This window comes from Xenorhabdus lircayensis, assembly GCF_016306625.1.
In the GTDB taxonomy this organism is placed as follows: Bacteria; Pseudomonadota; Gammaproteobacteria; order Enterobacterales; family Enterobacteriaceae; genus Xenorhabdus; species Xenorhabdus lircayensis.
Window position 1 is genome coordinate 114,694 of record NZ_JACOII010000053.1, and the last position, 26,574, is coordinate 141,267.

25 protein-coding genes and 3 pseudogenes are annotated in these 26,574 nt (G+C 41.4%); 23 read left to right on the forward strand and 5 right to left on the reverse strand.

All coding sequences use genetic code 11. The features are described 5' to 3' along the window. Positions 1-968 precede the first annotated feature (968 nt). The gene (locus H8A87_RS15450; RefSeq protein ID WP_198690829.1) at positions 969-2,576 is read right to left on the reverse strand and encodes an AMP-binding protein; all 1,608 of its coding nucleotides are present in this window, start codon (positions 2,574-2,576) and stop codon (positions 969-971) included. A 287-nt stretch (positions 2,577-2,863) separates the two neighbouring features. On the opposite strand from H8A87_RS15450, the gene H8A87_RS15455 reads away from it, so the two are divergent. The 3 genes from H8A87_RS15455 to H8A87_RS15465 all read left to right on the forward strand — a co-directional run bounded on the left by H8A87_RS15455 (position 2,864) and on the right by H8A87_RS15465 (position 5,849). Next, the gene (locus tag H8A87_RS15455; RefSeq protein WP_198690830.1) at positions 2,864-3,613 is read left to right on the forward strand and encodes an SDR family NAD(P)-dependent oxidoreductase; all 750 of its coding nucleotides are present in this window, start codon (positions 2,864-2,866) and stop codon (positions 3,611-3,613) included. A gap of 75 nt (positions 3,614-3,688) precedes the next feature. After that, positions 3,689-4,360 (forward strand): epoxyqueuosine reductase QueH, encoded by a 672-nt coding sequence (locus H8A87_RS15460; protein ID WP_198690831.1) that lies wholly within the window; start codon positions 3,689-3,691, stop codon positions 4,358-4,360. 496 nt (positions 4,361-4,856) lie between these two features. Continuing rightward, the gene (locus H8A87_RS15465; protein WP_198690832.1) at positions 4,857-5,849 is read left to right on the forward strand and encodes an alpha/beta hydrolase family protein; all 993 of its coding nucleotides are present in this window, start codon (positions 4,857-4,859) and stop codon (positions 5,847-5,849) included. A 494-nt stretch (positions 5,850-6,343) separates the two neighbouring features. Here H8A87_RS15465 and H8A87_RS15470 read toward each other — a convergent pair whose 3' ends face one another. After that, positions 6,344-7,159, reverse strand: coding sequence for a helix-turn-helix transcriptional regulator (locus H8A87_RS15470; RefSeq protein WP_198690833.1), 816 nt, complete (start codon positions 7,157-7,159; stop codon positions 6,344-6,346). Between the two features lie 1,541 nt (positions 7,160-8,700). On the opposite strand from H8A87_RS15470, the gene H8A87_RS15475 reads away from it, so the two are divergent. Continuing rightward, the gene (locus tag H8A87_RS15475) at positions 8,701-9,366 is read left to right on the forward strand and encodes a bactofilin family protein (RefSeq protein ID WP_232370286.1); all 666 of its coding nucleotides are present in this window, start codon (positions 8,701-8,703) and stop codon (positions 9,364-9,366) included. Between the two features lie 101 nt (positions 9,367-9,467). Next, positions 9,468-10,016 carry a GNAT family N-acetyltransferase gene (locus H8A87_RS15480; protein WP_198690834.1) on the forward strand — a complete coding sequence of 183 codons (549 nt, stop codon included), beginning with the start codon at positions 9,468-9,470 and terminating at the stop codon, positions 10,014-10,016. A gap of 72 nt (positions 10,017-10,088) precedes the next feature. Here H8A87_RS15480 and H8A87_RS15485 read toward each other — a convergent pair whose 3' ends face one another. Next, positions 10,089-10,709, reverse strand: a complete 621-nt coding sequence (locus tag H8A87_RS15485) for a phage repressor protein CI (RefSeq protein WP_232370287.1) — start codon at positions 10,707-10,709, stop codon at positions 10,089-10,091. Between the two features lie 219 nt (positions 10,710-10,928). Here H8A87_RS15485 and H8A87_RS15490 point away from each other — a divergent pair, with 219 nt between their 5' ends. The 13 genes and pseudogenes from H8A87_RS15490 to H8A87_RS20520 all read left to right on the forward strand — a co-directional run. Beyond that, entirely contained in the window at positions 10,929-11,282 is a 354-nt protein-coding gene (locus tag H8A87_RS15490) for a DUF5347 domain-containing protein (RefSeq protein ID WP_198690835.1), read from the forward strand. 80 nt (positions 11,283-11,362) lie between these two features. Further along, positions 11,363-13,360: a replication endonuclease gene (locus H8A87_RS15495; protein WP_198690836.1), complete on the forward strand. Its 1,998-nt coding sequence runs from the start codon at positions 11,363-11,365 to the stop codon at positions 13,358-13,360. Between the two features lie 115 nt (positions 13,361-13,475). Beyond that, complete coding sequence (locus tag H8A87_RS15500; protein WP_198690837.1) at positions 13,476-13,703, forward strand: hypothetical protein; 228 nt, start codon at positions 13,476-13,478, stop codon at positions 13,701-13,703. 18 nt (positions 13,704-13,721) lie between these two features. Beyond that, positions 13,722-13,958, forward strand: coding sequence for a DinI-like family protein (locus H8A87_RS15505; protein ID WP_198690838.1), 237 nt, complete (start codon positions 13,722-13,724; stop codon positions 13,956-13,958). A gap of 229 nt (positions 13,959-14,187) precedes the next feature. Then, positions 14,188-14,391: a tail protein X gene (locus H8A87_RS15510; RefSeq protein ID WP_198690839.1), complete on the forward strand. Its 204-nt coding sequence runs from the start codon at positions 14,188-14,190 to the stop codon at positions 14,389-14,391. A 9-nt stretch (positions 14,392-14,400) separates the two neighbouring features. Continuing rightward, a complete protein-coding gene (locus H8A87_RS15515) occupies positions 14,401-14,664 on the forward strand; it encodes a hypothetical protein (protein WP_198690840.1) in 264 nt (87 codons plus the stop codon). Between the two features lie 35 nt (positions 14,665-14,699). Next, complete coding sequence (locus H8A87_RS15520) at positions 14,700-15,203, forward strand: lysis system i-spanin subunit Rz (protein ID WP_198690841.1); 504 nt, start codon at positions 14,700-14,702, stop codon at positions 15,201-15,203. Between the two features lie 177 nt (positions 15,204-15,380). Further along, positions 15,381-16,016: a phage baseplate assembly protein V gene (locus tag H8A87_RS15525; protein WP_198690842.1), complete on the forward strand. Its 636-nt coding sequence runs from the start codon at positions 15,381-15,383 to the stop codon at positions 16,014-16,016. After that, on the forward strand, positions 16,013-16,363 hold the full coding sequence (locus tag H8A87_RS15530; protein ID WP_198690843.1) for a GPW/gp25 family protein: 351 nt from the start codon (positions 16,013-16,015) through the stop codon (positions 16,361-16,363). Before H8A87_RS15525 ends, H8A87_RS15530 begins: the two co-directional genes overlap by 4 nt. A 22-nt stretch (positions 16,364-16,385) precedes the next feature. After that, a complete protein-coding gene (locus tag H8A87_RS15535) occupies positions 16,386-17,294 on the forward strand; it encodes a baseplate assembly protein (RefSeq protein WP_198690844.1) in 909 nt (302 codons plus the stop codon). Then, positions 17,287-17,895 (forward strand): phage tail protein I, encoded by a 609-nt coding sequence (locus tag H8A87_RS15540; RefSeq protein ID WP_198690845.1) that lies wholly within the window; start codon positions 17,287-17,289, stop codon positions 17,893-17,895. Before H8A87_RS15535 ends, H8A87_RS15540 begins: the two co-directional genes overlap by 8 nt. Further along, positions 17,892-18,686: pseudogene (locus tag H8A87_RS20515) on the forward strand (phage tail protein); the annotation flags it as partial. The gene H8A87_RS15540 and the pseudogene H8A87_RS20515, both read left to right, overlap by 4 nt. Before the next feature lie 912 nt (positions 18,687-19,598). Continuing rightward, positions 19,599-20,117 (forward strand): annotated as a pseudogene (locus H8A87_RS20520) (phage baseplate protein); the annotation flags it as partial. Positions 20,118-20,289: 172 nt separating this feature from the next. On the opposite strand, the gene H8A87_RS15550 reads toward H8A87_RS20520, so the two are convergent. Beyond that, positions 20,290-20,712: a tail fiber assembly protein gene (locus H8A87_RS15550; RefSeq protein WP_198690847.1), complete on the reverse strand. Its 423-nt coding sequence runs from the start codon at positions 20,710-20,712 to the stop codon at positions 20,290-20,292. A 2-nt stretch (positions 20,713-20,714) separates the two neighbouring features. Continuing rightward, positions 20,715-22,481 carry a gp53-like domain-containing protein gene (locus H8A87_RS19970; RefSeq protein WP_232370288.1) on the reverse strand — a complete coding sequence of 589 codons (1,767 nt, stop codon included), beginning with the start codon at positions 22,479-22,481 and terminating at the stop codon, positions 20,715-20,717. A gap of 394 nt (positions 22,482-22,875) precedes the next feature. On the opposite strand from H8A87_RS19970, the gene H8A87_RS15560 reads away from it, so the two are divergent. The 5 genes and pseudogenes from H8A87_RS15560 to H8A87_RS19975 all read left to right on the forward strand — a co-directional run. Then, entirely contained in the window at positions 22,876-24,048 is a 1,173-nt protein-coding gene (locus H8A87_RS15560; protein ID WP_198690848.1) for a phage tail sheath protein, read from the forward strand. Positions 24,049-24,059: 11 nt separating this feature from the next. Beyond that, positions 24,060-24,578: a phage major tail tube protein gene (locus H8A87_RS15565; RefSeq protein WP_010845425.1), complete on the forward strand. Its 519-nt coding sequence runs from the start codon at positions 24,060-24,062 to the stop codon at positions 24,576-24,578. A gap of 101 nt (positions 24,579-24,679) precedes the next feature. After that, on the forward strand, positions 24,680-24,997 hold the full coding sequence (locus H8A87_RS15570) for a phage tail assembly protein (protein ID WP_198690849.1): 318 nt from the start codon (positions 24,680-24,682) through the stop codon (positions 24,995-24,997). Positions 24,998-25,011: 14 nt separating this feature from the next. Then, positions 25,012-25,131 carry a GpE family phage tail protein gene (locus H8A87_RS15575; RefSeq protein WP_011144425.1) on the forward strand — a complete coding sequence of 40 codons (120 nt, stop codon included), beginning with the start codon at positions 25,012-25,014 and terminating at the stop codon, positions 25,129-25,131. Continuing rightward, positions 25,124-26,574, forward strand: a pseudogene (locus tag H8A87_RS19975) (phage tail protein); the annotation flags it as partial. The gene H8A87_RS15575 and the pseudogene H8A87_RS19975, both read left to right, overlap by 8 nt.

Genomic DNA, 26,574 nt, shown 5'->3' on the forward strand with positions numbered 1-26,574 from the left:
GACCAACATAAACACTGGGCCCACACTTCATCTTGTAAGCTGCTTACGGACTATATAATAACAAAACATTATATAAGCCAAACCTCAAAAAGAGTATTTCAATAAAATAAATTTATAATGATAAAGTTATTTTAAATTGTATTTAAATCGTATTTGTTATCAATCATATTTGTTTTAATTGTTTCATGGTGTCTGTTTATTATATTTCTGTAATAAAAATGATGCGATAAATCATAAGAGGGTAATTAATATTGTAAATGCTCATAATTTAATTGTTATTAAAATTCGCTCTGATAGTTGAACGGGCTGTTTTATTGGAATGGAATCATTACGTGATAAATAAAATAAGTATTTGTTACATAATGGACAATACATTAAATTGAATAAACTCATCAACAAATGAACTATTTATCTTATTTAAAGATAGTTTGTTTTTCTAAAACCTGTCAGAAGTTACATGCTGATATAATTCAACAAAACATATAATTTTTTATTATGATTGCATATGCTAAATTAATTAAAGATTGGAAGAGAAATTATAACATAATGATTATGTATTCAAAAACCAGATGAGGGTTTATCAGGCAATTGATTGTTATAAAATGAAAATATTATTATTTCCAGACGGTTTCATCATTTTAATGATGTTAAACCTATCTCATGCCCTGTTAGTTTTAAAATCATTCGCAATGAGATAGGGGGTTTTATTAAATGTTATTTAATATTTAAAAGTAAATTATCGTAAAGAGATCTATTTTTATCTAATTTTAAATAGAATTTAGGTGCAACAAAATGGTGGTTTTTACGTAAGTAATCTAATGATATTTCCTGTGTTTTTATCACGTTGATAATTGGAATAGCTAAACCAAAATAATTTTCTACAAAGTAATCAAAAACTGATATCCCATTGCCGCCGCACCGCAACTTGAAATCTATTGGGTTATAGTTATTGATTTTATTTTGGTAGTTCAATCTCTGACACGCTTTCGCAATTGATCTTTTATAATTTTGCCATTGGCATTTCTGGGTAAGGTTAAAAAAGTATACCCTTTTGGACGTTTATACCGTGCTATTATCGTGCAAATATAGTCATTTAACTCTTGCTCTGTCACTGACGTATTTGCGTCGAGTTCAATAAAGGCATGGGGGACTTCTCCCCAATACGGGTCAGGTTTTGCGACGATAGCTGCGGCTAAAACACCGGGGTAACTGGACAAGGCATTCTCTAATTCAAGGCTGGAAATATTCTCACCGCCGGAAATAATGATATCTTTTTTTCTATCGATGATTTTGATATAGCCATCAGGATCGACAACGGCTAAATCTCCGGTATAAAACCATTGGCTGGTGGTTTCCGGCGTGACGTGACGTACAGGATCGTAAGAGGCCAACATATTCCCACGAATGGCGATTTCTCCCATAGTTTTGCCATCAAAAGGAACTTCTAATCTACTATTTTCGTCGATAACACTCACTTGCCCCTGTAAATTGGAAACGATCCCTTGGCGCATTTTCCTTAAGGTCTTTTCTGATTTTGGCAGATCTTTCCATTCATGCTTATTTTCACAAACAACAACAGGCCCATACGTCTCGGTTAACCCATAGACATGTGTCACAATGATGCCGACGGCATCCAGTAGAGAAAACACCATTTCTGTCGGTGGAGCACCTGCAATAAGACCATAAACGCGACCACCAAAATGTTTCCCATACTTTTGTACTGTTCTGCCTAAAGAATAGTGAACAATCGGGGCACCGCAATAATGCGTTATGTTATGTTCTTGCATAAGCTGCGTGGCTTCCTCTGCATCAAATTTCCGCATACAGATGTGTGTGCCAGCTCGCGCCGCAATTGTCCACGGGAAGCACCAGCCATTACAGTGAAACATGGGGAGAGTCCATAAAAAGGTAGGGCGTTTGGGCATATCCCAATCTAAGATATTGGAAATGGCATTAAGAAATGCACCACGGTGGGAATAAACGACCAGCTTAGGTTGTCCGCTGGTGCCGGAAGTCGAATTAATACTGATAGCTTCCTGTTCGTCAATTTGGACAAATGACAGGGGCTTTGATGCGTGTTTGGTTATCAGTGATTCATAAGGACGGAATTCATGTTCAGGCATGGATATTGGAATAGTTGAATTATTTGCATCAACAATAATTATTTCAATTGGATTATTGAAAGAGATATTATCTAATAGTGAGAGATAACTTCTATCAATAAATAATATTTTCGGGCTGAGTTTTTCAAAGATAAAATTTAATGTGGCTGTATCTGTGCGGGTGTTGAGAGCATTGAGAATGCCACCAGCCAAAGGGACTGCAAAGTGTAATTCAAGCAATTCGTGGGTATTGGGTAAAAGGGCAGATACTACGCTACCTTTATCAACCCCCATTTGTTGAAGTGAGATAGCAATACTTTCACAACGATTGGCGTATTGGCGCCAAGTCCAACGGTGTTTACCATCGATGATGGCAATATCATCTCCATTGCTTAATACGGCTCTTTTGAGAAATAAAATCGGTGATAATGCGGTGCCAGCATATTCATTTAAGAGTGAATTATCGAGAGTCATATTTTTCATCTCACATTGTTATGTTGTTTAAAAATAGTGGCTGACAGAAAAATAAGCAATGTCATGTTAATATGAGATGAGTATTTTTATACTAATACATAGCTAAAATAGGTTAAGTTGATACTGTGTGTTTTATTTGAATTTTTAATGTAAATAATTTTATTTTATGTTTTTTAATACGTTAATTTCATTTATTAATATTGCTTTGGTAACTATTTTAATATATATTGAAAAATTAGATTTAATCTAATAGAAAACACTATCAATTAATATAAAAGGAAACGGTTATGTTTAATTTAGCGGGAAAAATTGCTTTTATTTCAGGAGGAACCAAAGGTATTGGCAAGGGCATTGCAAAAGTGTTGAAGCAAGCTGGGGCTATTACCATTATTGCAGGTACTGACAAGGTAAGAGGGGAAGCAATTGCTAAAGAGTTAGAGGTTGATTTTATTTCTCTTGATGTTACGGATCAGGCTGCATGTAAAAACACGATTGATAAGATTGTTGAGAAATATGGCAGACTCGATATTCTTTGCTCCAATGCAGGTATTTTTCCACAACATTATCTTAAAGACATGACCGTTGAAGATTGGGATTTAGTGCATACCGTCAACCTTAAGGGGACATTTTTCTTAGTGCAAGCTGCGTTGAATGTCATGGAAAAGCAGTGCTACGGGCGTGTTGTTATCACTTCCTCAATAACTGGGGAGGTAACGGGCATTTCGGGCTACAGTCACTATGGTGCGAGTAAAGCTGGGCAATTGGGATTCATGCGCAGTGCTGCGCTGGAATATGCGGGTCAGGGTATCACCATTAATGCCGTTATGCCGGGCATGATCCTGACCGAAGGTTTACAGGCGTTTGGCGATGATGTCCTCAGTCATATGAAAGATACAACCCCAATGCGGGTTTTGGGTACACCTGAAGATATCGGCTATGCTGCTTGTTTTCTAGCGTCCGATGAAGCGAAGTATATTACTGGTCAAACAATTATTGTTGATGGTGGACGGGTTCTGCCAGAAGTACAGGAAGCTTGATTGTCTTTACAAAGATTGTCGTAAGGCAGAAGAAAAGGGTAAAATGGCGGTTCAATAAACACAGAAAGGGAAATTATGTCGTTGAATTATGAACGTAACCCGCTTCCACTGCCAAATGGGCACAATAAAGTGCTGTTGCACTCATGTTGTGCGCCATGTTCTGGGGAAGTGATGGAAGCAATGTTGGCTTCAGGAATTGACTTCACGATATTTTTCTATAATCCGAATATTCATCCCCTAAAAGAATATGAACTGCGCAAAGATGAAAATATTCGTTTTGCAGAGCAGATGGGTATCCCCTTTATTGACGCTGATTACGACCGTGATAATTGGTTTGAACGCGCGAAAGGAATGGAAAATGAGCCTGAGCGCGGTATTCGTTGCACAATGTGTTTTGATATGCGTTTCGAGCGAACAGCACTGTATGCCCATGAACATGGTTTCCCTGTGATTACCAGTTCGTTGGGTATTTCCCGTTGGAAAAATATGCAGCAAATTAATGAATGTGGTGTCCGCGCAGCTTCTCATTATCCTGAATTAACGTACTGGGAATATAACTGGCGCAAAGGAGGCGGCTCTTCCCGTATGATAGAAATCAGCAAACGTGAAGAGTTCTATCAGCAGGAATATTGTGGTTGTGTTTATTCCCTCAGGGATACTAATCGGCATCGCCTGTCCAGTGGTCGTGAAAAAATAAAATTGGGTACGATTTTTTATAGTGCGGATAGCGAGAAAAAGTGCGGATAGCGAGAAAAAAGATCACGAATCGCATTGATTTTTATCGACATAATTTTATTTTTCTTTTTAGTATCGTGCCTGCCAGCTATTTTAATATGGCTTGCAGGCGGTGGGCTATGTGAAATTAATCAAGGGTTTTATATTGAATATATAGTTAATCATGATCTTATGGGTTTAAGGGAAAAATAAACCATAGGCATACTTTATTAATTATTTTATCTCTTTATTTTTCTCAAATAATGCTAATGTTTTTAGATTGTTTTATCTAAATAACTTTCCAAAATAGCGCTACACCTCATGCACTCATAATTACATGTATAACAATGAGTTGAAAGAGTCTATGTGTAGCATAATTATGAATTGTTATCTAGATGGTTTATTTATTAATTGCTTAAATTTAGGAACCATGGATATTTCAAAGAGTAAAGCGATATGATACAAGGGAGCGCTAAACATTCAACTCCCCCTAACAAGGAAGTAAAAAGTAGATATTAAGGCCATTTTTATGAAGCAAACTTGTAGTTGTCTTAAACTTATCCCCGTTATCTTTAGTTTTTTACTGATTGCATGTAATGAAGAAAGTTACAGCTTTAATTTACGTGCAGACGATTATGCTGAGGCCCATACTAAATTTAAAACCAATATTGTTGATGAAAGTTTTGTTGGGGATGGCGAACCCGCTGTTCCGCCGAAAGATATTTTTTCATTGGTATACTACCCTGCTGAAGATGGAAATATGGCCGCATTTCTCAGTGCACGGCCTCAGGATAATAGCAATAAATATCCCGCAGTAATTTGGCTGATTGGAGGCTATGGCGGTATCAGTAATGATGATTATTTTTGGTCTGAACATCCTTATGGTAATGATCAATCGGCATCTGCATTCAGGCGTGATGATCTGGTATTGATGATACCTAGTTTTCGTGGTGAAAATGCCAATCCTGGGCATTATGATATGTTTTATGGTGAGATGCGCGACATTGAATCTGCTCGGCAATATCTTGCGAAACTTCCTTATGTAGATCCTGAACGGATTTATTTGGTAGGGCACAGTACAGGTGGAACCCGTGCATTATTGGCCAGCGAATATACCAAAGGATTCAGGGCTATTTTTTCAATGGGGGGAATTCCTGATCTGCGTTTGCGCCTTGAATACGCCCCTATCTCGGTTGCAGTGCCATTTGACCAGAATAACCCAGAAGAGTTTGAGTTGCGTTCTCCGCGCACATTTTTGACTTCAATAAAATCACCTACTTTTTATTTTGAGGGAGAAAACGCCTATTGGCAGGAGTTTGATGAAATGAAGCAAATTGCTAAAGATAAAAGCATTCCATTGCATGTCTACTCTATTGAAGGTGGAGACCATTTCAATATTATTTCACCTTTGACTAATCTTATTGCAGAAAAAATATTGCTTGATAGCGGCGAAAAAACCAACATTAAGTTTAATGAACAGGATATGATTAATATTCAGAGTGAGCTTTTGCATATAGATTGATATACCCTCCTTCTTCCAAGCGCAGTCAACAAAGCTGCGCTGACTCATCCCCAGTTACGCATCTCACCATGCCTGATGATTTTTGGTGTGAGGCAAAAAAAAGCCTGCACGGGCGCAGGCCAAAAGATACGGCAAATATAAAAACCCTGGTGGTGACTTAGAGCTAGTTTGATTAGACTCTGAATAGTGATGAGTCACCATAACTATATGTGAGATGAGATACTGCCGTCCAATGGATTGCACAGATCAATCTTCCTTGATTGATCGATAAAAACGATCATCCATGATCTATTAAACAGAGGAAGTATGATGTACTCACGGAAATCGGGGCTGCGGCTTTTCAGTTTGATCTAAAATAGATTTACATAAAACTGGAAGGCCTTGGTTTATGGAATATTATGCTAATAACCTAATGGGATAGGTTCTAAGGTTAAACTGTTCTGTTAAATAAAACACTAGGTGTTGTTGACGTTTTGTGTTCATAAATCAATCAACTAATCTTTACCATATCTGGCGCGGTTAGGCGTGCCGCCAAAACGCCGGCGATAGCTTTGGGTGAAATAGGACTGACTGGAAAAACCAGATTCCAATGAAATATCGGCAATACTCATTTCGCTGTTCAGCAATAATTGATGTGCATACAGAATACGCTGTTCACTGATCCAAGCTTTGGGGGAAGTGCCATAGACACTGTTAAAAAGTTCCTTAAAGGAAGTTAGCCCCATACCGAACTCACGTGCAAAGTCATTCAGCCTCCATTCTTTGAGATAATGAGCTTCCATAAATATTTGCAGGCGTTCTACTTGGCGGTTGCTTAACTTCCGTAGTACAGACATTAACAATGCTCCCTGTTTACCCAAGGAAAGCAACAGCAGCAATTCCTCAACTCTTAATTGAATCAAGGCCGGAGGGGAATCATGAGCCAATAAGTTGGCTAGCCCGCGGATGCTTTCCGTCAGTAAGGGAAATTGATTAAAAGGAATCAGCCTATAAGCAGGAAAATCCTGTCGCTCTATTTTACTCAGTAATGGCCCAAAACGTTTTAAAAAACTGCGTAGAAACTCCATATGTAATGGTAACCATAATACCTGACAACCTCCCGTATTGGTTTTGGCGGCATAGCTTCCAGGGTGAGTAAAAAGGATTTCATTCGATGTAGTGTGATAGGTATTGATGCAATCTTTCCATACCATTTCACCATCGAGTAAAATATACAGCCCTCTTTGCTTATGTTCTAGGATATTGAAATTCGGCATGGTTAATTGGATATTATAAATACTCTTTTGATTTAATCCCGTCGTCCTTTTCATTTAATACTCCTAATTTTCCGTATCGTGAGTAATCATTGTTTTTGATGAGTACATGGTGTATTTATTTTATCAATTAATATATGATGAAAAAAACCTTCCCTATAGTACTCGGATTATGTTGATAAAGCCGAGCGTGGACTGAAACAGTATTGAAAGATCTTGAAATTTCATGCGTAACATCAATTAAATCATTTTTGGTATTATATATCTAAATAAATATTTGTGTTAGGTTTAAGTGTAAAGTTTTGTGATATAAATTTATCTCTCATGTGTTTTTTTGTGCTTAAAAATGATTTGTTTATAATTTGTTTATTTTTTTGTCTTGAGTTGTCTAATTTCTATGTGATTTTTTGAAGGCATTATGAGTATTGAAATTATTTATGGATATTTATATGTTTAGTCTATTGAGTTACTTTTTTTATGAGTTTTTAGTCACGAAAAATATCATTGATGGATTGATCTTTGTTTTTAATTAATTGATTTTTAATTATTTTTTAACTTTTTTCATAATGGTGTCAATCATGGTAGCATGATAGTTAATGTAATGAATAAATATTAAAATATGATGGTTTATAGGTGATTTTAAAACGTAGACTAATTATTTTTTTAAATTAATGCTGATATTGATGTTAAAAGTTAACAAAATGGATTCGTTGAAATTTTAATATCTGAGGGAGTTTGATCTTGCTCTGATGTATGTTCTATTCATAATAGTTAACATTAAAACACTCACTGGCTATTTTAAAAAAAACATTTTTTTAAAGATAAAAATGGTATCCATGTCAGATTGTCATTTTCTCTTTTCTATATCAAAAGTATAATTCTAGTGCTTTGTCTATGATGCCTAATTCCAATTTCCATAATGTTAATGTCAGTCTTTGTTCATTCAGCCCTTTTTTGTAAAAAAGGGCGTTGGTCAGTAGGATAAATACTCCAGATAACGGGGATTCTATGGAAATAAATGTTGGCTGAGAAATATTTCCAATGCCTCATCCGAGTCGATAAGTATGCATTTCACTTCTTAAGCTGATTATTTATTATCCATCTTACTCATTCTAGTGATCCGTCACGCAGTTATAAACCATGTGGTTATAAATTATATTTTATAAATCAAGTGGTTATAAATAATGTGGTTATAATCCATATAGCTATAAGAGCCGGATTATTTGTGCTATATAAGGCAATGAACATGAAGTGTTTTTTCATAGGCGTAATATGATATAGATTTATTAATATTTTGTTTGTCATTGTTATGAATTTATTAAGTTGTATGATTTCTTTAATAAAATAGTAAATGAAATTTATCGTGCTGGATTTTCTTATGAGATAATCCAATGTCAATTCAGAGGGTTAAACTCAAATACCAACTCTATCCGTGTAATAACGCTATAAATACCTCTGTTATAACTTCGTAGATTGTTTTTTATACTTGTAGAATGCTAGGATGTGTTTTCACAGCCTTTTTCTATTACCTGCTAAGGCATATTCATAGATCTATTTGCTGATGAAATATAAGAAAAAACCACAAAAACGAGAAAATAATGAAAAAGTATCGTTTTTCAGATAACGCTTTTTTATACAGTGTATGGCTCCTTTGGGGGATTACATTAGGACTGTATCTGTGTGGCGCCCATCTTAGTTGTGCCATAACAGCAATTTTATCTTTTTTAGCCTTAGTGTTTTACTTTACGAATATGAAATTGAGAATAAACGCTATGTTTGGAAAAAAAACAGAAACACCAACTATCAGTTCTACTACACCAGTTATGGGCATAAAGCCTGAAGAGAAAAGATTACCTGATGCTGAAGTTCGCCCCAACACTATTATTGCAAAAAATTCAGTATTCAAGGGCGATATTGAAATGGAAGGGGATATTCAGGTCTGGGGCAAGATCATTGGCAATATTCGCGTGAAAGGTGGCGCCATTCGCATCATGCATGCCGGCAAAGTTGAAGGTGAGCTTAATGCACCTGAAATCATCATTGATGGCCATGTTGAAGGGGCGTGCTGTGCGGAAACACTGGATATTCTTGAGCATGGAGAATTACGGGGCATCAGTCGTTGCGGAAGTATGTCGATTCGACGTGGTGGGCTATTTGTTGGTCAATCTGAACAGGTTGAGAATAAGAAAAAGCCAGAAGTGGAGCGAGTGATTTCAATCAGGGATAATCAGGGAGATAAATCAAAAGCTAAAACCAGCGCTTGATCCTTGTTCGTAAAATAAAAACTGCCGGAAAATCATATCTATTTTCCGGCAGTTTTTATTTTTATTGCCGATTAATTTTCCCTGAATTTCAAGGAGGCATTGTGATTATCAAATTGGAAACTGAAAGATTATGGCTCCGCGCTTGGAAGGAAGAAGACAGAGAACCTTTTTTACGCTTAAATAGCGATCCCGAAGTGATGGAATTTTTCCCTGATACGCTGACTAAAGAGCAAAGTAATACGTTTATCGATAACTGTATCCGCAAGTTTGAAACACAGGGCGGTTGGGGATTATGGGCGGTTGAATTAAAACGGGGTACTGAATTTATTGGTTTTGTAGGGCTGAATATCCCCAATATCGAATTTCCATTTTCTCCTTTCGTTGAAATAGGCTGGCGGCTCGATAAACCATTTTGGGGCAAAGGCTATGCTTGTGAAGCGGCTCGCCGAGTTTTTGATTTCTCTTTTACGGAAATCAAGTTGGAAGAAGTCGTTGCTTTCACCACTATCTCTAATTACCGTTCTGAGAGTGTCATGAAAAAATTGGGCATGATCAGAGATGAAAAAACATTCTTGCACCCCGGATTAGAAGAAAACCATCCACTGAGGGAACATGTTCTGTACCGGCTTCGGCATTCAGATTTTGTGTGAGAATGATTTAACGCCATCAAGGTTATCCTGATGGAGAGATAACCTTGATGGAAACCATTTTATGCCAGATCGTTATTGTCTGGTTATGACCAGAGCTACGCGGCCGATGAATTGAATGTCGCTGATTGCACAATCAAAAGTGACATCATTATCACTGACCCGAATCTTACTGATTGGGATCTTGGCAATCTTCTTGATACTGTGCATACCCTCAATATCTACCAGCCATAAGCCATCCTGAATATTGTCTTCCTGAGTATCCAGCAGATACCATGCAGCACCATCATCAATAACCAGCGGATTTTTGAGTTCCTTGGAAATCAACTCGCTGTCCAAAATCACAGGGGTAGTTTCATTTAGCTTACCGCCTGACAATTTTACACGAGAAACCGACGGAGCAATGATATCCTCCAGCCGCTCTGATTTTTTGCCACTTTCCCCATCTGGAAACATTTCTCCCTGACCCGTGCTCAACCACAGCAGTGAAGCACCAGTTTCGAGATTACACTGGATGATCCAATCCGCTGGAAAGCTATCACGAAGGTAACGGTTTGCCATTGTGCTTTTGGAAACGCCCAAATGGTCACTTAGGGCCTGACGTGATTTAAATCCATACGCGCGGACAAGGCGTTCAATAGCAGGTCTTCCCCCACTATCGGCCCCCATTTTTATCTCAATATTGGTATTTTTCATTGACAGTACAGGTAATGGATATTATTATCTCAACAATGTTCTCATATTGAGATCTTTGATGAGCCCAGATTGGTTAAGCTGAAAACCATTGAGAGATATTGCATCATGAACGCCCAGATTTCAATCTTTATACCTTATATCTAGGTTCTTCGGAAACGGTGTTGATGGCAGTTGGGAAAATAGCTTGGAATAACTCTGTAGGGAAACGTTGAGGAAAACATGGCGAATACTGAGAAAGAAAAATTTGCCCAGATTAACCTCGGCCAGCGGCTGGAAGGATTGAATCATCTGTCGAGGATTAGGGCAACATACTGGGGTGACGATGAAAAGGAATTAAATCGTTTTTTTGCTGATATGCGCGATAAAGGGGACTGCCACTACGAAGAGAACAAGCGGGCGTTATCCGCCATTTTCTATTTGGCGAACATCCCACGCTCCCGCCACGATAGTGAATTCAACCATTTTACTCAAGAGGAAAAACAGGCTCTGATCAAAGCAATGAATCATATTAAGGTCGTTGTCAGCCAATTCCCGAAGTACCTGACACTATCTCCTGATAGCACAGCTTTTTAAACGTATTTTCTGAACATATCGCTTTAAACAAATGGCACGGATACGCCAGGCACTCACACATCCTTAATATGGTGAAATTGATGAATAGTGACTTTTCCACTAATGAACATAATGGCGATTATCTGATTGCCAAGCGCAAGCAAGTTGCGGGGTTCCAGCCGAACATACCGCAGGGTGTTTCAATGGCAGAACGTTTATTATGGGAAGTCAACGCGGAAGATCATCAATGGCGTCACCAGTATATCGGACAGATGCCGGATTTTCTGGCGAAATATTTTAGCCGCCGTTATGTTGATATCTTTAACCGTTCAGGCCGCCGTGATGCGAACTCTTTCCTGAGAAAAACTGTCGGGCAAAATGTCTTGCCGCGATTTCAGTTGGTGAAGGCAAGATACCAATTCAACCATTGTTTTTCCGGCATAGCGCCTTTTCCTTTTATTGAACAACTGGAAAATATGGCGACATATGACCGCAAACAACTTTTGAAGCTCTCTCATGAAGTATCTGTTTTTATTTCCGGCAATTATGAGCACTATTCTTTGGAGCATTCCCAAAAACACCCATTAGCCTCTACTGACAGTGAAAATGAGCTATTTTCCCGTGTCGCTAGGTTATACCAATTGCTGGCAAAGCTGACTTTGCAATGTGGTACGAATCCCCCTTATTGGCAGCGTTTTAATCGTGGGCGTAAAGCACCCTCTGTCGATCAACTCTGTTCTGGCATGTTACGTATGATGTCTGCCCGCTGGTGGTATTTTCGCTTAAAGCGCCTGCGTGATATCCAATCTGAGCATATGGCGATTGCTGTCGGACAGGTACAGCAAGCGGCTTCTCCGTATGTTTCACGCCAAGCATTGAGAGAATGGCTGGAACAAAAACGGCGTAATCGTGAGTTTTTCAAACATTTTGATTTGGAAAATGAAGAAGGGGAGAGGATTTCATTGGCAGATACAGTTGTTCATAGCAACGCGAATCCCGCGATCCGACGCTGTGAACTAATGGTCAGAATGCGTGGTTTCGAAGACGTTGCCAATAAAATGAATTGTGTTGGGGAGTTTTATACCATCACAGCTCCTGCGAAATATCATGCCGTTCAGCATCAAGGCGGATTTGTTAAATATTGGGATGGCGCGACTCCGCGTGATACCCAACGTTATCTATGCGGTATCTGGGCAAAAGCTCGTGCAGCGATCGCCCGTGCAGGAATTAGTCTATTTGGTTTCCGCGTGGTGGAACCACATCATGATGGTACTCCTCATTGGCATATGGTGCTGTTCATGTTGCCAGAGCATTTGCGGCAGGTCAGAGAGATTCTGGAACATTACGCCTGTCAGGCCGAACAGGATGAATTACGGCGCGATGACGCTAAGAAGGCGCGTTTTGATTATAGGGTGATTGATCCAAACAAAGGCAGTGCAACGGGCTATATCGCGAAATACATTTCTAAAAATATTGATGGTTATGCACTGGAAGAGGAAAAAGACCATGAAACTGGCGAATCTCTGCGTGATATGGCGAAATCAGTGACTGCCTGGGCGAGCCGTTGGCGTATTCGTCAATTTCAACAAATTGGTGGCGCTCCGGTTTCGGTTTGGCGCGAATTGCGTCGTCTCAGGGAAATGCGTTTATCTGATCACAAGATTAATGCGGTTTTGCAGGCAGCAGATGAGGGCAATTGGGCTGCTTATATTCTGGCGCAGGGCGGGCCGTGGGTTGCTCGTCATAATTTGGTCGTTCGCTTATCCTACAAACATATTCCGTTTGGCAGCCCTTACGGTGAAGATGTGCACTCCATACAAGGCGTGACATCGCCGTTTCTATCTCGTGCGGAATTTATCTGCACACGTATTCACCAATGGGCCATTGTACCGAAATCAGATGCTGTTTCTACTTCTACATCAGAGCGGATTGTCTATAAAAGAAACACAAAATTTTCCTCTTGGAGTTCTGTCAATAACTGTACGGATGGACAGGTGGATGGGCAGGTAAAGCGTTATACAGGGCACAGAATTGTTATAGTGGAAAAATCCACCAAACTGGCAAATATTTCTGCTAAAACAAAAGATAATAGTTATTAGCTATCAAATTTAATCACTAAAAAAGGTAAAAACTACTTTAATTTTAGTATTATTACGTGTACTGTATTTATATACAGTTACTTATATGGAGGCGGATAGATCAGTGGAATCTCTTATGGAATCATTGGTAGCGCAACGTATCAATTTCATTGCTCGAATGGCAACAAGCTGCGAATGCAATCATGCCGAAGACAAAGAGCTGGCACTGGTTTGGATAGCAGAGCTATCTGCACCTTATGAAAAAAGGTTTAATAGTTACCAAAGTAAACAGGACGGTGATCTGTTAAATAATGAAGTGACTGGTAACAACATGTTAAGGAATTTAGGTTCAATAGAAGAATAGATTTGGCGGGAGAAAAGGATGCGAGTAGAAGTGCTTTTCGATAAAAGAGCTAATGTTTCTGAAGCAGTCATGTCTGCACTTGAAAATGAACTAAAAAAAAGAATATTACCGCATTATCCTGATACGCATTTTAGAATTGGAACCAGCAGCAGTACCTTAGTAAGAGTGACAGGAACCAAAAAGAGTAGTGAACATGATCACATGATGGAACTTATTCAAAACGTCTGGGAGGATGATAGTTGGCTGTCAGATTAAACCCGGCAGAATACGGATATCCTCCAATGGATGGTACGTTATTATAATAAAACAAAACAGCACAAAGGCAGGAAATCATATCCTGCCTTTGTGCTTATTGAAACAAACCAAACTGCTGCTCATTTGTACTACTTTCCTCACAATCTCATCTCATTGAGTCATTTTCCTGATTATTCGATCATAACTCTCCGATTTACTGACTATTTTCTGTAAAGAAAAAGGAGACTGTATGCAAGTTATCGCACAACAAAATGAAACGGTTGATGCCATGTGCTGGCGTCATTATGGCCGTACGCTGGGAATGACTGAGCGTGTATTGCAGGCAAACCCAGGATTGGCTGATTTTGGCGCGGTATTGCCTCATGGAACGAAAGTTGAAATGCCGGAGTTCATGCCCGCTGCCAGCAAACCCATTATCCAGCTTTGGGATTAAGGGGAATGCATGGATAAATACAGTCACGCAACTTATGCCTGTGCCAGCACCACTGCCATTTTTTCCGGCCTTTCTTTATATGAGTGGAGTTTTGTGCTTGGGGCATTTGCCAGCATTTCACTCGGTATCCTGACCTATCGACTTAATCGTCGTGAGCAGATGAAACGAACCCTGATCTTGAAAAACATCCTGGAAAATTTGGAGTTAGAGCCTGCATCGAAATCGGCCAAGATTGTCAGCGAGCTGATCAATCAAGCGCCGAGAGAACTGTAGTATGCAGGTGAACTGGTTTGTTGGGGATTGGAACGATGAAAAAAGCACCTTTAATTGTGAGCTTGGTGATTGGCAGTAGCCTTGGCTGGTGGGGGCACCGTTTGCTATTCCTCAGCGAAGTGGCAGGTTTAAAGCAGCAACATGCTGCTCAAATCGTTGCCATCAACCAGAAAGCGCGTTCGGAAACGTTGGCCACTATTCAACAGATGAAGGATGCACAGAACAGAGTTGCACAATTGGATGAATATTATTCAGGGAAATTAGCGCATGTCACCGAAGAAAATGCTGCTTTGCGTACTGACATTGCTGCTGGTTATCGGCGGGTGCAAATCGCCGCCGCCAACCTTGCTACCTGTCAGCTCACCCAAAACCGAGATACCGGCTCCCGCAGCGTGGGCGATGAAACCCAAGTCGAACTCACTGCAAAAGCTGGACGCACTATTTACGATATCCGAGCCGGAATCATCAGCGACCAAGCCAAATTAGACTACCTGCAACAGTATGTGCGTGAAGTTGTTCGGCAGTGTAAGCCGGAATGATCTCGTTTTGTTTTAAAGCCTTTCAGCCCCATCCAAGAGATAGCGAAAAGCCTTTTTCATTATGGAAGAGGGCTTTTTATTTTATTGATTTAAAAGTGTTTTTCATCTGGGTTTGTATGTTGCTTCCTACAAACCCGGTTGAATGTCTAGCCTGCTTTTTCATGGCATTCTTACGTCATGAATACACAACTCACTGAACTGATGCGCTTATTGCGCAACCTGATCCGAACAGGCGTCATTACCCAAGTGGACACCACAAAGGGAATGTGCCGGGTCGCGACAGGCAATCTTGAAACCAACTGGCTGCACTGGTTGACATCCAGAGCGGGAAATTCCCGCACATGGTGGGCGCCCAGTGTCGGTGAGCAGGTTTTATTACTGTCCATAGGCGGAGAACTGACCACCGCCTTTGTATTGCCTGCGATTTTTTCAGATGAGTTTCCGGCTCCGTCAACATCACCTGAAGCGACACATATCAAGTTTCCGGATGGTGCTGTGATGGAGTATGAACCGCAATCCGGCGCATTAACTGTGACTGGCATCAAAACCGCGACAGTGACTGCATCGGATTCCGCTCATATTACCGCGCCGGAAATCACCTGTGTCGCCAGCACCAGAATCACGCTGGATACACCGGAAGTCATCTGTACACAGCTAATGAGCACAGGCAACTTGATTGTGCGCAACGGCGGCAAAATGAAGGGCAATATTGAACACACCGGGGGCACATTCAGTTCCAACGGCGTGGTCGTGGATTCCCATAAACACACCGGCATCAGGTCAGGCGGTGACACATCAGGAGGCCCCGTATGATGTATCTGGGAATGAATCGGCAGACGGGCCGAGAGTTGACAGATCTGGCACATGTCCGGCAATCCGTCAGCGATATTTTATTAACCCCCGTAGGCAGCCGTATCGAGCGTCGTACCTATGGTTCTTTATTGCCTGAACTGATCGACTGGCCACAGAACCCAGCACTCAGGCTTCAGGTCATGGCGGCCAGCTATACCGCAATCAGCCGTTGGGAGCCGCGAGTGACGCTGATATCCATCACGATGGAAACCCTACCGGACGGCAAAATGGTGGTGGATATTACGGGTACTTATCATCAATCCGCCAAGGAATTTTCACTTTCTATTCCGGTGAGCCATTCCCGGTGAGACTATTCCTGAGAGGTAAAGCATGCCAACAATCGATTTAAGCCAGTTGCCACCACCGGATGTGGTTGAGCCACTGGATTACGAACAACTGCTGGAAGAGCGTAAAAAAGGACTGATATCGCTCTACCCAGAAGATCAGCAAGAGGCTATCGCCCGTACCTTGCAGCTGGAGTCTGAACCTTTGGTCAAGTTGCTGGAAGAGAATGTTTATCGTGAACTGCTCTTGCGTCAACGAGTCAATGAAGCTGCTCGGGCGGTGATGGTGGCCTATTCGACAGGCAGCGATCTGGATCAATTGGGTGCGAACAACAACGTATCCCGCATGATCTTGCGCCCTGAAGATCGCTCCACAGTACCACTGACACCGGCTGTGATGGAATCTGACAATGACTACCGCGTGCGCATTCCGCAGGCTTTCGAAGGCTTGAGCGTTGCCGGCCCTGTCGGTTCTTATGAATACCATGCCCGTAGTGCGGATGGTCGTGTCGCTGATGCTTCGGCAATCAGCCCGTCGCCAGCTAACGTCACCGTGACCATTATGTCGCGGGAAGACAAGGGGGTTGCTTCCAAAGAGCTGCTGGAAAAAGTTGAAAAAGCGCTGAACGACGAAAATGTGCGTCCAGTGGCCGATCGCTTGCAAGTCCAGTCGGCGAACATTGTGGAGTATGAAATTGATGCGGTGCTGTACATTTTTCCAACGCCGGAATCAGAACCTATCCGCAAGGCGGCTGAACAGAAGCTGAAACACTATGTTGAAGCGCAGCATCGTCTGGGGCGTGACATTCGTTTATCCGCGATTTATGCCGCACTGCATGTGGAAGGCATCCAGCGCGTGGAACTGAAAGCTCCGCTGAAAGACGTGGTTCTGGATAAAACCCAGGCATCTTACTGCACCAAAACCACCCTGACGATGGGAGGCTCGGATGAATGATCGCCTTCTACCGATGGGCTCGACCCAGCTAGAGCTTGCGGCGGCCAAAGCCTGCGCTGAATTGCAGAAAGTTAAAGTGCCGCTTCGCGAGCTGTGGAACCCAGACACTTGTCCGGCATTGCTGCTGCCCTACTTGGCATGGGCGTGGTCAGTGGATCGCTGGGATGAAAACTGGTCTGAGAGCACCAAAAGAGAGGTGATCAAAAACTCGCTGTTCCTGCATAAACATAAAGGAACGATTGGTGCGATTCGACGGGTAGTTGAACCGTTGGGGTATCTCATCCGTGTAAAAGAATGGTGGCAGACCAACGATACTCCGGGCACCTTCCGACTGGATATTGGTGTACTGGAAAACGGCATCACCCATGAAATGTTCGAGGAACTGGAAAACCTGATTTTTGATGCCAAGCCAGTGAGCCGGCATCTGATTGGGTTGGACATCAATCTGGATACACGCGGTGAATATTACTACTCGGCGGCGACTTACAGCGGTGACGAATTGACAGTTTACCCTTATTTCCCGGAGCAAGTAACGGTATCCGGCTCAGAAGTTGTGGGTGCGGGCATACATATTATTGATGACATGAGGATTAGACCATGAGTACCAAATTTTTTGCGCTGCTGACGCAGCTAGGCGCAGATAAGTTGGCAAATGCTGCGGCATTGGGTACCAAAATTGAAATTACCCATATGGCCGTCGGTGATGGTGGTGGCAGCCTGCCGACCCCGGATACCAAGCAAGCCAAACTGATTAATGAAAAACGTCGTGCGGCGATTAATACGCTGAGTATTGACCCGAAGAATACCAACCAAATCATCGCTGAACAGGTTATCCCTGAAAACGAAGGTGGTTGGTGGATCCGTGAGATCGGCCTGTTCGACAAAGATGGCATTCTGATTGCCGTGGGTAACTGCGCGGAAACCTACAAACCGCAATTGCAGGAAGGTTCAGGCCGTACCCAGACTATCCGCATGATCCTGATTGTTAGCAGCGCTAATGCAGTGACGTTGAAAGTTGACCCGTCGGTGGTTCTGGCGACTCGTGAGTATGTGGATAATTCTATTACGAAACATGCGAACAGCCGTAACCATCCTGACGCAACGCTGAAAGAGAAGGGATTTGTCATCCTGAGCAGCGCGGTGGACAGCAATAGCGAAACTCATGCTGCAACCCCGAAAGCAGTGAAAGCAGCGTATGATTTTGCTAACGCGGCGAATAATAATGCGAATGGGCGCGTTCCGGCTGGGCGTAAGGTAAATGGCAAGGCGTTAACTGCGGATATTTCACTGAATGCGGGAGATGTCGGTGCCTATAACAAAGCTGAAACTGATGCACGGGTGAATGACGCGAAAGCCCAAGCAAAAGCCGCAAGTGATAATGCCAATGGCCGCGTTCCTTCTGGCTGTAAGGTAAATGGCAAAGCGCTAAATGCGGATATTTCACTGAATGCAGGGGATGTTGGTGCCTATAACAAAGCTGAAACTGATGCACGGGTGAATGAAGCGAAAAATTTAGCAAATGCTCGTCTGGAGAAAAGCAAAAATGGTGCTGATATTCCAAACAAAGATGAGTTTGTGAAAAACCTCGGTTTAGCGGGAACGGCCGAACTCGCGAGAAATGCGGTGCCGAATTCAAGGAAGGTGAATGGGAAATCGTTGGCGGCGGATGTAATCCTGAGTGCCGAGGATGTCAAAGGCGAACCGCGTTTTAACACGACAATTGACCTGACTGGATTGAGCAGTGACCGCTATTACCCTGTGTGGTGGCAATTTCCAGCAAATAATGGAGCTAACTCATGGTTAACTATTCATCGCTGGTATCCGGAAGATCAGGCCAAAGAGCCCTTTGGTAAAGGGGTTACCCATCTGGCTGGACTGTCATTGCAGATTGAAGGGGGAGATACCTCTTGGGGCGGTGATGCTCAATATCTGAATATTAAGCGTATTTGTCAAACTTATCGTAAGACGGTCAAGAATATCCGTTACGGTATGATGAGTATTGCCAGACCCATTGATGGGAAATTTCCTCTTTATCAAGGTGCCAAGTCCGGTGATATTGTCGAATGTAAAAGGTATAGTGGTTGTTATTTACGGGGCGGTTTGACTTACCATGTGACGAGCAATTTTTCCGATATTCGTTATTCCCGTAAAGATGGTGAAGTTGAAATTTCTCATGCTCTGGAATCCCATAATAATTTTGAAATTAAGTGGACAGCTAAATCCTACCCCATTGATGATCCAGTATTAGGAAAGGATTACGATGATGTAGTAACGCCTTACGCATATAATCTTACAGATATGCTGTATCCTGTAGGGATAGTTGTCTGGTTTGCTCAGAATAAAGATCCTAATACTCTTTTTCCTAAAACTCAATGGAAATATATCGGTGAAAATAAAACAATTCGTTTAGCTAATCAAAACGGCTCTAATGTACTCTCTATCGGTGGAAATGATTCAATAACACTCACAGGAGCACAAATTCCATCTCATAATCACCAATTTAACGCAACTACCAACAGTTTTGACTATGGTACTAAGACTACTAATTCTAATGGAAATCACTTCCATGATAGTGGTTGGGGAGAATCTTCTAATGCCCGATATGGAATTTATGATAACACAAAAAATAATATAGGTTCTGGAGATACTGATAAGGATAATTATAAGTTTAAAACCAGTACTGATGGTGCTCATACTCACACGGTACATATTGGAGCTCATACTCATTCTGTTTCAGGTACAACGGAAAATACTGGCAGTAATTCAGCGATAAATATTACTAACTCATATATTATGTTAATGGGATGGTATCGAATTTCCTAATTAATATAAACTTAATATTTATAATTTTCCAATCTATTTAAAATGAGAACCAATTGCACCAATAAACTTTATTTATGGCTTATTGGTGCAAAAAATAAATCATATAAATATATTATTTATATCTGACAATAACATTGCTTTTATATTAAATCTTAAAATAAAAACGTAATAACTACTCTGGTTTCTCAGGCCAATTAACGACCTGTGATTTTGAACAATCCAGACGACTTAATTCTATACTATATAACTCCCAACTATCTAGTCGATTAATTTCATCATCTGTTGCCATATTTCTTTTAATAATACGTTCCAATCTCATAATTTGCGTATCCGCATTATTCAATAAAGACTGTTTTTTTCGTTCTGCTTGCTGTTGTAGCTCTTCTTTAGTTAGAGGAGGAATATCACCCCACGCAGGTAAACCATCATCGCCAGCAATACGCACCTTTCCTTCAGGTGGAATATTTCCAGAAAACTCACTAAATACTTTCTCATCAACTTCAATACCATCATCAGGCCATATACCCGAATCGATGTAATTTTGTTTTAATACGATGGGATAAAAAGAATTTTTTTTAGCACTATAGAAATACATAATTAACATCCTATTGCAATCCAGTAATAAGGAAGAGACCATCCATCGTTTGCATACGCATTTATCATATTAAATGACTCAGCATTAATTATTTGAGCATAACCAGAAGCCAATCCATCACCATCACGGTGGTTAATCGGTTGAACCACTACAGAATAATTAGTTGATGAAAATGAAATTGGTAACTGAACAGAAATTTTCTCTGAACCTTGAAGAACACGTGTTCTTCCCCATTGGTAGATTACGCCAGTGTCTCCACATTTCCACCAACCGTTAGGTTCTTTTTTGGCTGTACTTTTATTCGCAATAATATCATCTAAAGTAGCTAATGTTCCTGTTTTTTGTGGGGTCGATAATGTATATCGGCGATTATTCTGAGGATCATTTGCCCAAAATGAGAGAAGTTTTCCTTCACTGCCTTCTATACCTATCTTATATCCATTTTCTGCGCTATAAACTAACCCAGGCCAATTACCACCATTATTAATATTTAAAGCACCAACCTGAGCATATCCTGTACTTTGCTTTTCAAGATATTTATTATCCGACTCTATTTTAGAATAGGATCTATCCTCTAAAGCTAAAGTCCCTGTACCAATCGGCAAAGATGCAACAGAGATATTTTGATTATCGGGTTCACGGTATATAAAGTTTAATGGATTACTCCCATGAGGGTTAGTTTCAATTAAACAGAAACGACCGTCGGGTTTTCGTAACGTGACTCCAGACCAATCATGTATGCTATTGACAGTTAAATGCCCTACTACAACTTCTTCCTGTGAAGCTTTAGGAGCCGCATTCTTAGCCAAATTGATGGTGTCAGCATAATCATGAGCATAAGGCAAGACTATATTTTCGTAGTCTTTTCCCAACAGTGGGTCATCAATAGAATAAGACTTCACTGTCCATTTAATCTCTTTTTTATCGTAATCACTTGAGTTACTCCCGATTTCCACTTCCCCTTCTTTACGAGAATATTTAACCTCGGAAAAATTACTAGTGACATGATAAGTTAAGCCACCACGTAAATAACAGCCACTATATACATGACACTCTACAATCTGACCAGATTTCCAATCATAGTATAGAGGATATTTGCCATTGACAGGTCTGGCAATACTCATCATACCATATTGAATTTTTTTGACTGTATTACGGTAACGTTGGTAGATTCGTTTTATATTTAAATAATGAGAATCTCCTCCCCATGATGCATCACTACCTTCGATTTGTAATTCTAATCCCGCTAAATGAGTCTCTTTTCCAAATGGGTTTTTATCATCCCTATCTTCGGCGTAATTGCGGTGTATTGTTAGCCATGAATTAGCGCCCCGACTATTCGACGGAAATTTCCACCAAATAGGATAATACCTATCTGGACTCAAGCCAGTTAGATCAATAGTTTTGTTGAAGCGGGGTTCAGCCTGAATTACCTCAGCGGTTGGTTTATACCCTTCATGGTAGACCTGATGCCCTTTAACTCGGAGATTATCAGACTTAAGACTCATCCATTCAGTGGTTGTTCCTCCATAGAGGGTATGCTGCCATTTAAAATATTCATTACCATTATCCCCTGTTTTAAACCACATATAGGAGTCTGTATCACCATCTCCGGTATTTTTAAAACCGATAGCGGCCATGTCTGTGTTTCTACGCCAGGTTATTTCACTGTCAGTAGAAATCATGATGTCCCCGGTAACTTCGCCTCCGCTGCGGGGCAATGCATTGTCCGCTTTGGTTTTGGTTTCCGCTAAACCGAGGTTTTTCACAACCCAAAAGATCCACACGATCCAAACAAGATCCCATTCCCTATACCCTGAAAACCAAACTCCAGCGGCAAAAATAGCCCATTTTAACCTGTCAAAAAATAACCAAAACTTAAAATTACACTGAATAACGCTGAGAAGGATAAATTTTGAACCAAAGAATGGTTAATAAGTAACCATATAAAGACTATTATTTAACCAATTTAAGGTTGCAACCAACCAAACCCCTTAATCCCCTCAAATCCGCCTGAAATCAATTAAATATCACATTAACTAATTGATTATTAACAAAAATATAAGACCATATTTGTACCCTCCCTCACACATCCCCAATCGAATGATTTCCCTCGTCCAATCCGCCAATATATCAGCACACCTTAACAGGAGAACCGCTAATATGGCACAAGATTATCATCACGGCGTCCGTGTACAGGAAATTAATGAAGGTACTCGTACCATCACTACCGTTAGCACCGCTATCGTGGGTATGGTTTGTACTGCACCTGACGCAGACGAAAAAACATTTCCATTAAACACTCCAGTTCTGCTTACTGACGTTATGAGCGCCAGTGGTAAAGCAGGGAAAAAAGGGACTTTGTCCGCATCACTGAAAGCAATCGCAGCTCAGGCTCTGCCTGTCACTGTTGTTGTACGTGTTGCTGAAGGCGAATCTGAAGAAGTAACCATTTCTAACATCATCGGTGGTGTCACTGATGAAGGTAAGAAAACCGGTATGCAGGCACTGTTGGCGGCGCAAAGCCAGCTCGGTGTTAAGCCCCGTATTCTGGGTGTTCCAGGTCTGGATTCAAAAGCGGTTGCTGTTGAACTGGCCAGTGTTGCCCAGAAACTGAAAGCAATGGCTTATGTCAGCGCTTATGGCTGCAAAAATATCTCTGAAGTCATCAAATATCGCGACAATTTCAATCAGCGTGAGCTGATGCTGATTTGGCCAGATTTCTTGAGCTGGGATACCGTTACCAACAGCGAAGCTATCGCTTATGCGACCGCTCGTGCTCTGGGTCTGCGCGCTAAGATTGACCAAGAAACTGGCTGGCACAAAACTCTGTCCAACGTTGGCGTCAACGGAGTGACTGGTCTGTCTGCTGATGTCTTCTGGGATCTGCAAGATACTGCAACTGACTCTGACCTGCTGAACAAAAGCGGCATCACTACGCTGATCCGCAAAAACGGATTCCGTTTCTGGGGTTCCCGCACTTGTGCAGATGATCCACTGTTCCAGTTCGAAAGCTACACCCGTACCGCTCAGGTTCTGGCTGACACTATGGCTGAATCCCACATGTGGGCTATCGATAAACCGCTGACGCCATCACTGGTGCGCGACATTATCGAAGGCATCAATGCCAAGTTCCGCGAACTGAAAGCCGGTGGTTACATCATTGATGGCCGCTGCTGGTATGACGACAAGGCTAATGACAAGGACACCTTGAAAGCCGGCAAACTGACCATCGATTATGACTATACACCTGTACCGCCACTGGAAAACATGATGTTACGCCAGCGCATTACAGATAGTTACCTGATGGATTTCGCGAAAAGTATCAATAAATAAGGGGCTAACTGATGGCATTACCTCGCAAACTTAAATACCTGAATTTGTTCAATGATGGCAACAACTATCAGGGGATCGTGGAAGAACTGACTCTTCCTAAGTTAAGCCGCAAGCTGGAAGCCTATCGTGGTGCCGGTATGAACGGCAGCGCAATGGTGGATCTGGGTCTGGATGAAGGCGCACTGGATGCTGAATTCACTCTGGGCGGTATTGAAGCTCAACTGTACAAACAGTGGGGCATTGCGAAAGCAGATGGCGTCATGCTGCGCTTTGCTGGCTCTTTTGAGCGCGAAGATACTGGTGATGTAGTTGCGGTTGAAGTCGTGATGCGTGGTCGCTTCCAAGAGTTCGATCACGGCACTTATAAACAAGGTGATAACACTCAGACCAAAATCACCGCCAAAAATACTTATTTCAAACTGACATGGGATGGCGAAGAACTGATTGAAATCGACACCATCAACATGGTTGAGAAAGTAGGCGGGGAAGATCGTCTGGAGCAGCATCGCCGCGCTATCGGTCTTTTTTAATCGCTAGTCGCTCTTTTTAATAAAACTTATTGCCTGTCTCTTCAGTGTGCTAGCCGTGCCTGCTGGGACAGGTTATCTAATCGGATAAACAAGGTTGAACCATGACAGAAACACTGAACACTCAAAATGACGATCTGCGCACCATCGAATTGGAAGCACCACTGGCGCGAGGCAACGGCGAAATCACGGAAGTGATGGTACGCAAACCTAACAGCGGTGCGCTGCGCGGTGCACGTTTACAGGCACTGTTGGAAATGGATGTGGATTCTATGCTGCTTGTCCTGCCGCGTGTTACCACCCCTGCATTGACCAAAAGTGACCTGATAATGATGTCACCGGGTGATCTGATTAATCTCAGTGTGGAGGTGGTCAATTTTTTGTTGCCGAAGTCGGTCAAGTCCGATTCCCAGAACGATTAACCGTTGATGAATTGGTGGCAGATATCGCCACCGTTTTTCACTGGTCACCGGCAGTGACAGATGAAATGTCACTGCCGGAACTATTGGACTGGCGACATCGGGCCATTTTAAGAAGTGGTGCAGAAAATGAGTAATATACAGTCGCAGCTAGATAAGGTACTGAGTACCGTTGGAAAACTGACCAATTCCTTTAAATCTTTTCAACGACATCATAAAAAGCTGGTAGGTTCAGTCGATAAAATTTACAACCAGTTCAAAAAACTCAATAAGACCGTTGAGAGTTTAAAGCCTATTGTGGGTTATGCGCAGGAAGCTGCGCGTATACGCACCGATCTTAAAGCCTATAATCAAACAATTAAACAATCTTTATCTGCGCGGCAGAATTCCTCAAAAGTGATGCAGGTAAGTGCCGCCAGTCAATCAGCTAATATTGTCCAAACAACCCAGAATGTTAGACAGGAAAATTCATCCAGTAAAAAGAATGAATTTAATTTTGGTGTGACTGGGAATATGACTAACAATTTTACATTATTAGATAAGCTGGTCATTAATATTAATCCAAAGATAACTATTTTATTTGGCATTCTGAATAAAATTCATGCGGTTTTGAAATTAACTACGGGTTCAGTAAAAGTAATATTTCAGACGATGGCTGGCCATATACAAATCTTTGGCAGTATTGGTATAAAGATATTTGAATCTTTAAGAATCAATTTAAATATATTTGCCCAGCTGGGAATTCAGGCTTTTGTTGAATTAAGAGCTGGCCTAAACTTTTTCGCCCAGCTGGGAATTCAGGCTTTTGTTGAACTAAGAGCCAGTCTGAACTTTTTTGTGCAGTTGGGAATTCAGGCTCTTGTTGAACTAAGAGCCAGTCTGAACTTTTTTGCCCAGTTGGGAATTCAGGCTTTTGTTGAACTAAGAGCCAGTCTGAACTTTTTTGTACAGCTGGGAGTTCGGGCTTTTGTTGAATTAAGGGCTAGCCTGAATTTCTTTGTACAGCTGGGGCTTCGGGCGTTTGCTGAACTAAGAGCCAGTCTGAACTTTTTTGTGCAGTTGGGGATTCAGGCTTTTGCTGAGTTAAGGTCTAGTTTGAATTTTTTTGCTCAGCTGGGACTTAAAGTTTTTGACACGTTAAAAGTCAGTTTGAGTTTCTTTGCCCAGCTAGGGGGTCAGGCGCTGGATAAATTAAGATCCACACTGGATTCATTTGTACAAATGGGAATCCAGGCTCTGAATAAACTAACATTGCCTTTGGATGTGTTTGCACAGTTGGGTATTCAGGCTCTGGACGAATTAAAAGCCGGTATCAATTTTTTTGCCCAATTAGGGATTCAGGCACTGGATAAATTAAAATCCACGCTGGATGCATTTGTGCAGTTGGGCGTTCAGGCCCTGAATAAGCTGACAGTTCCTTTAGATGTATTTGCACAGTTGGGTATGCAGGCTCTGGACGAATTAAAAGCCGGTATCAATTTTTTTGCCCAATTAGGGATTCAGGCATTGGATAAATTAAAGTCCAGTCTGGATGTATTTGCACAGTTGGGTATTCAGGCACTGGATAAATTAAAATCCAC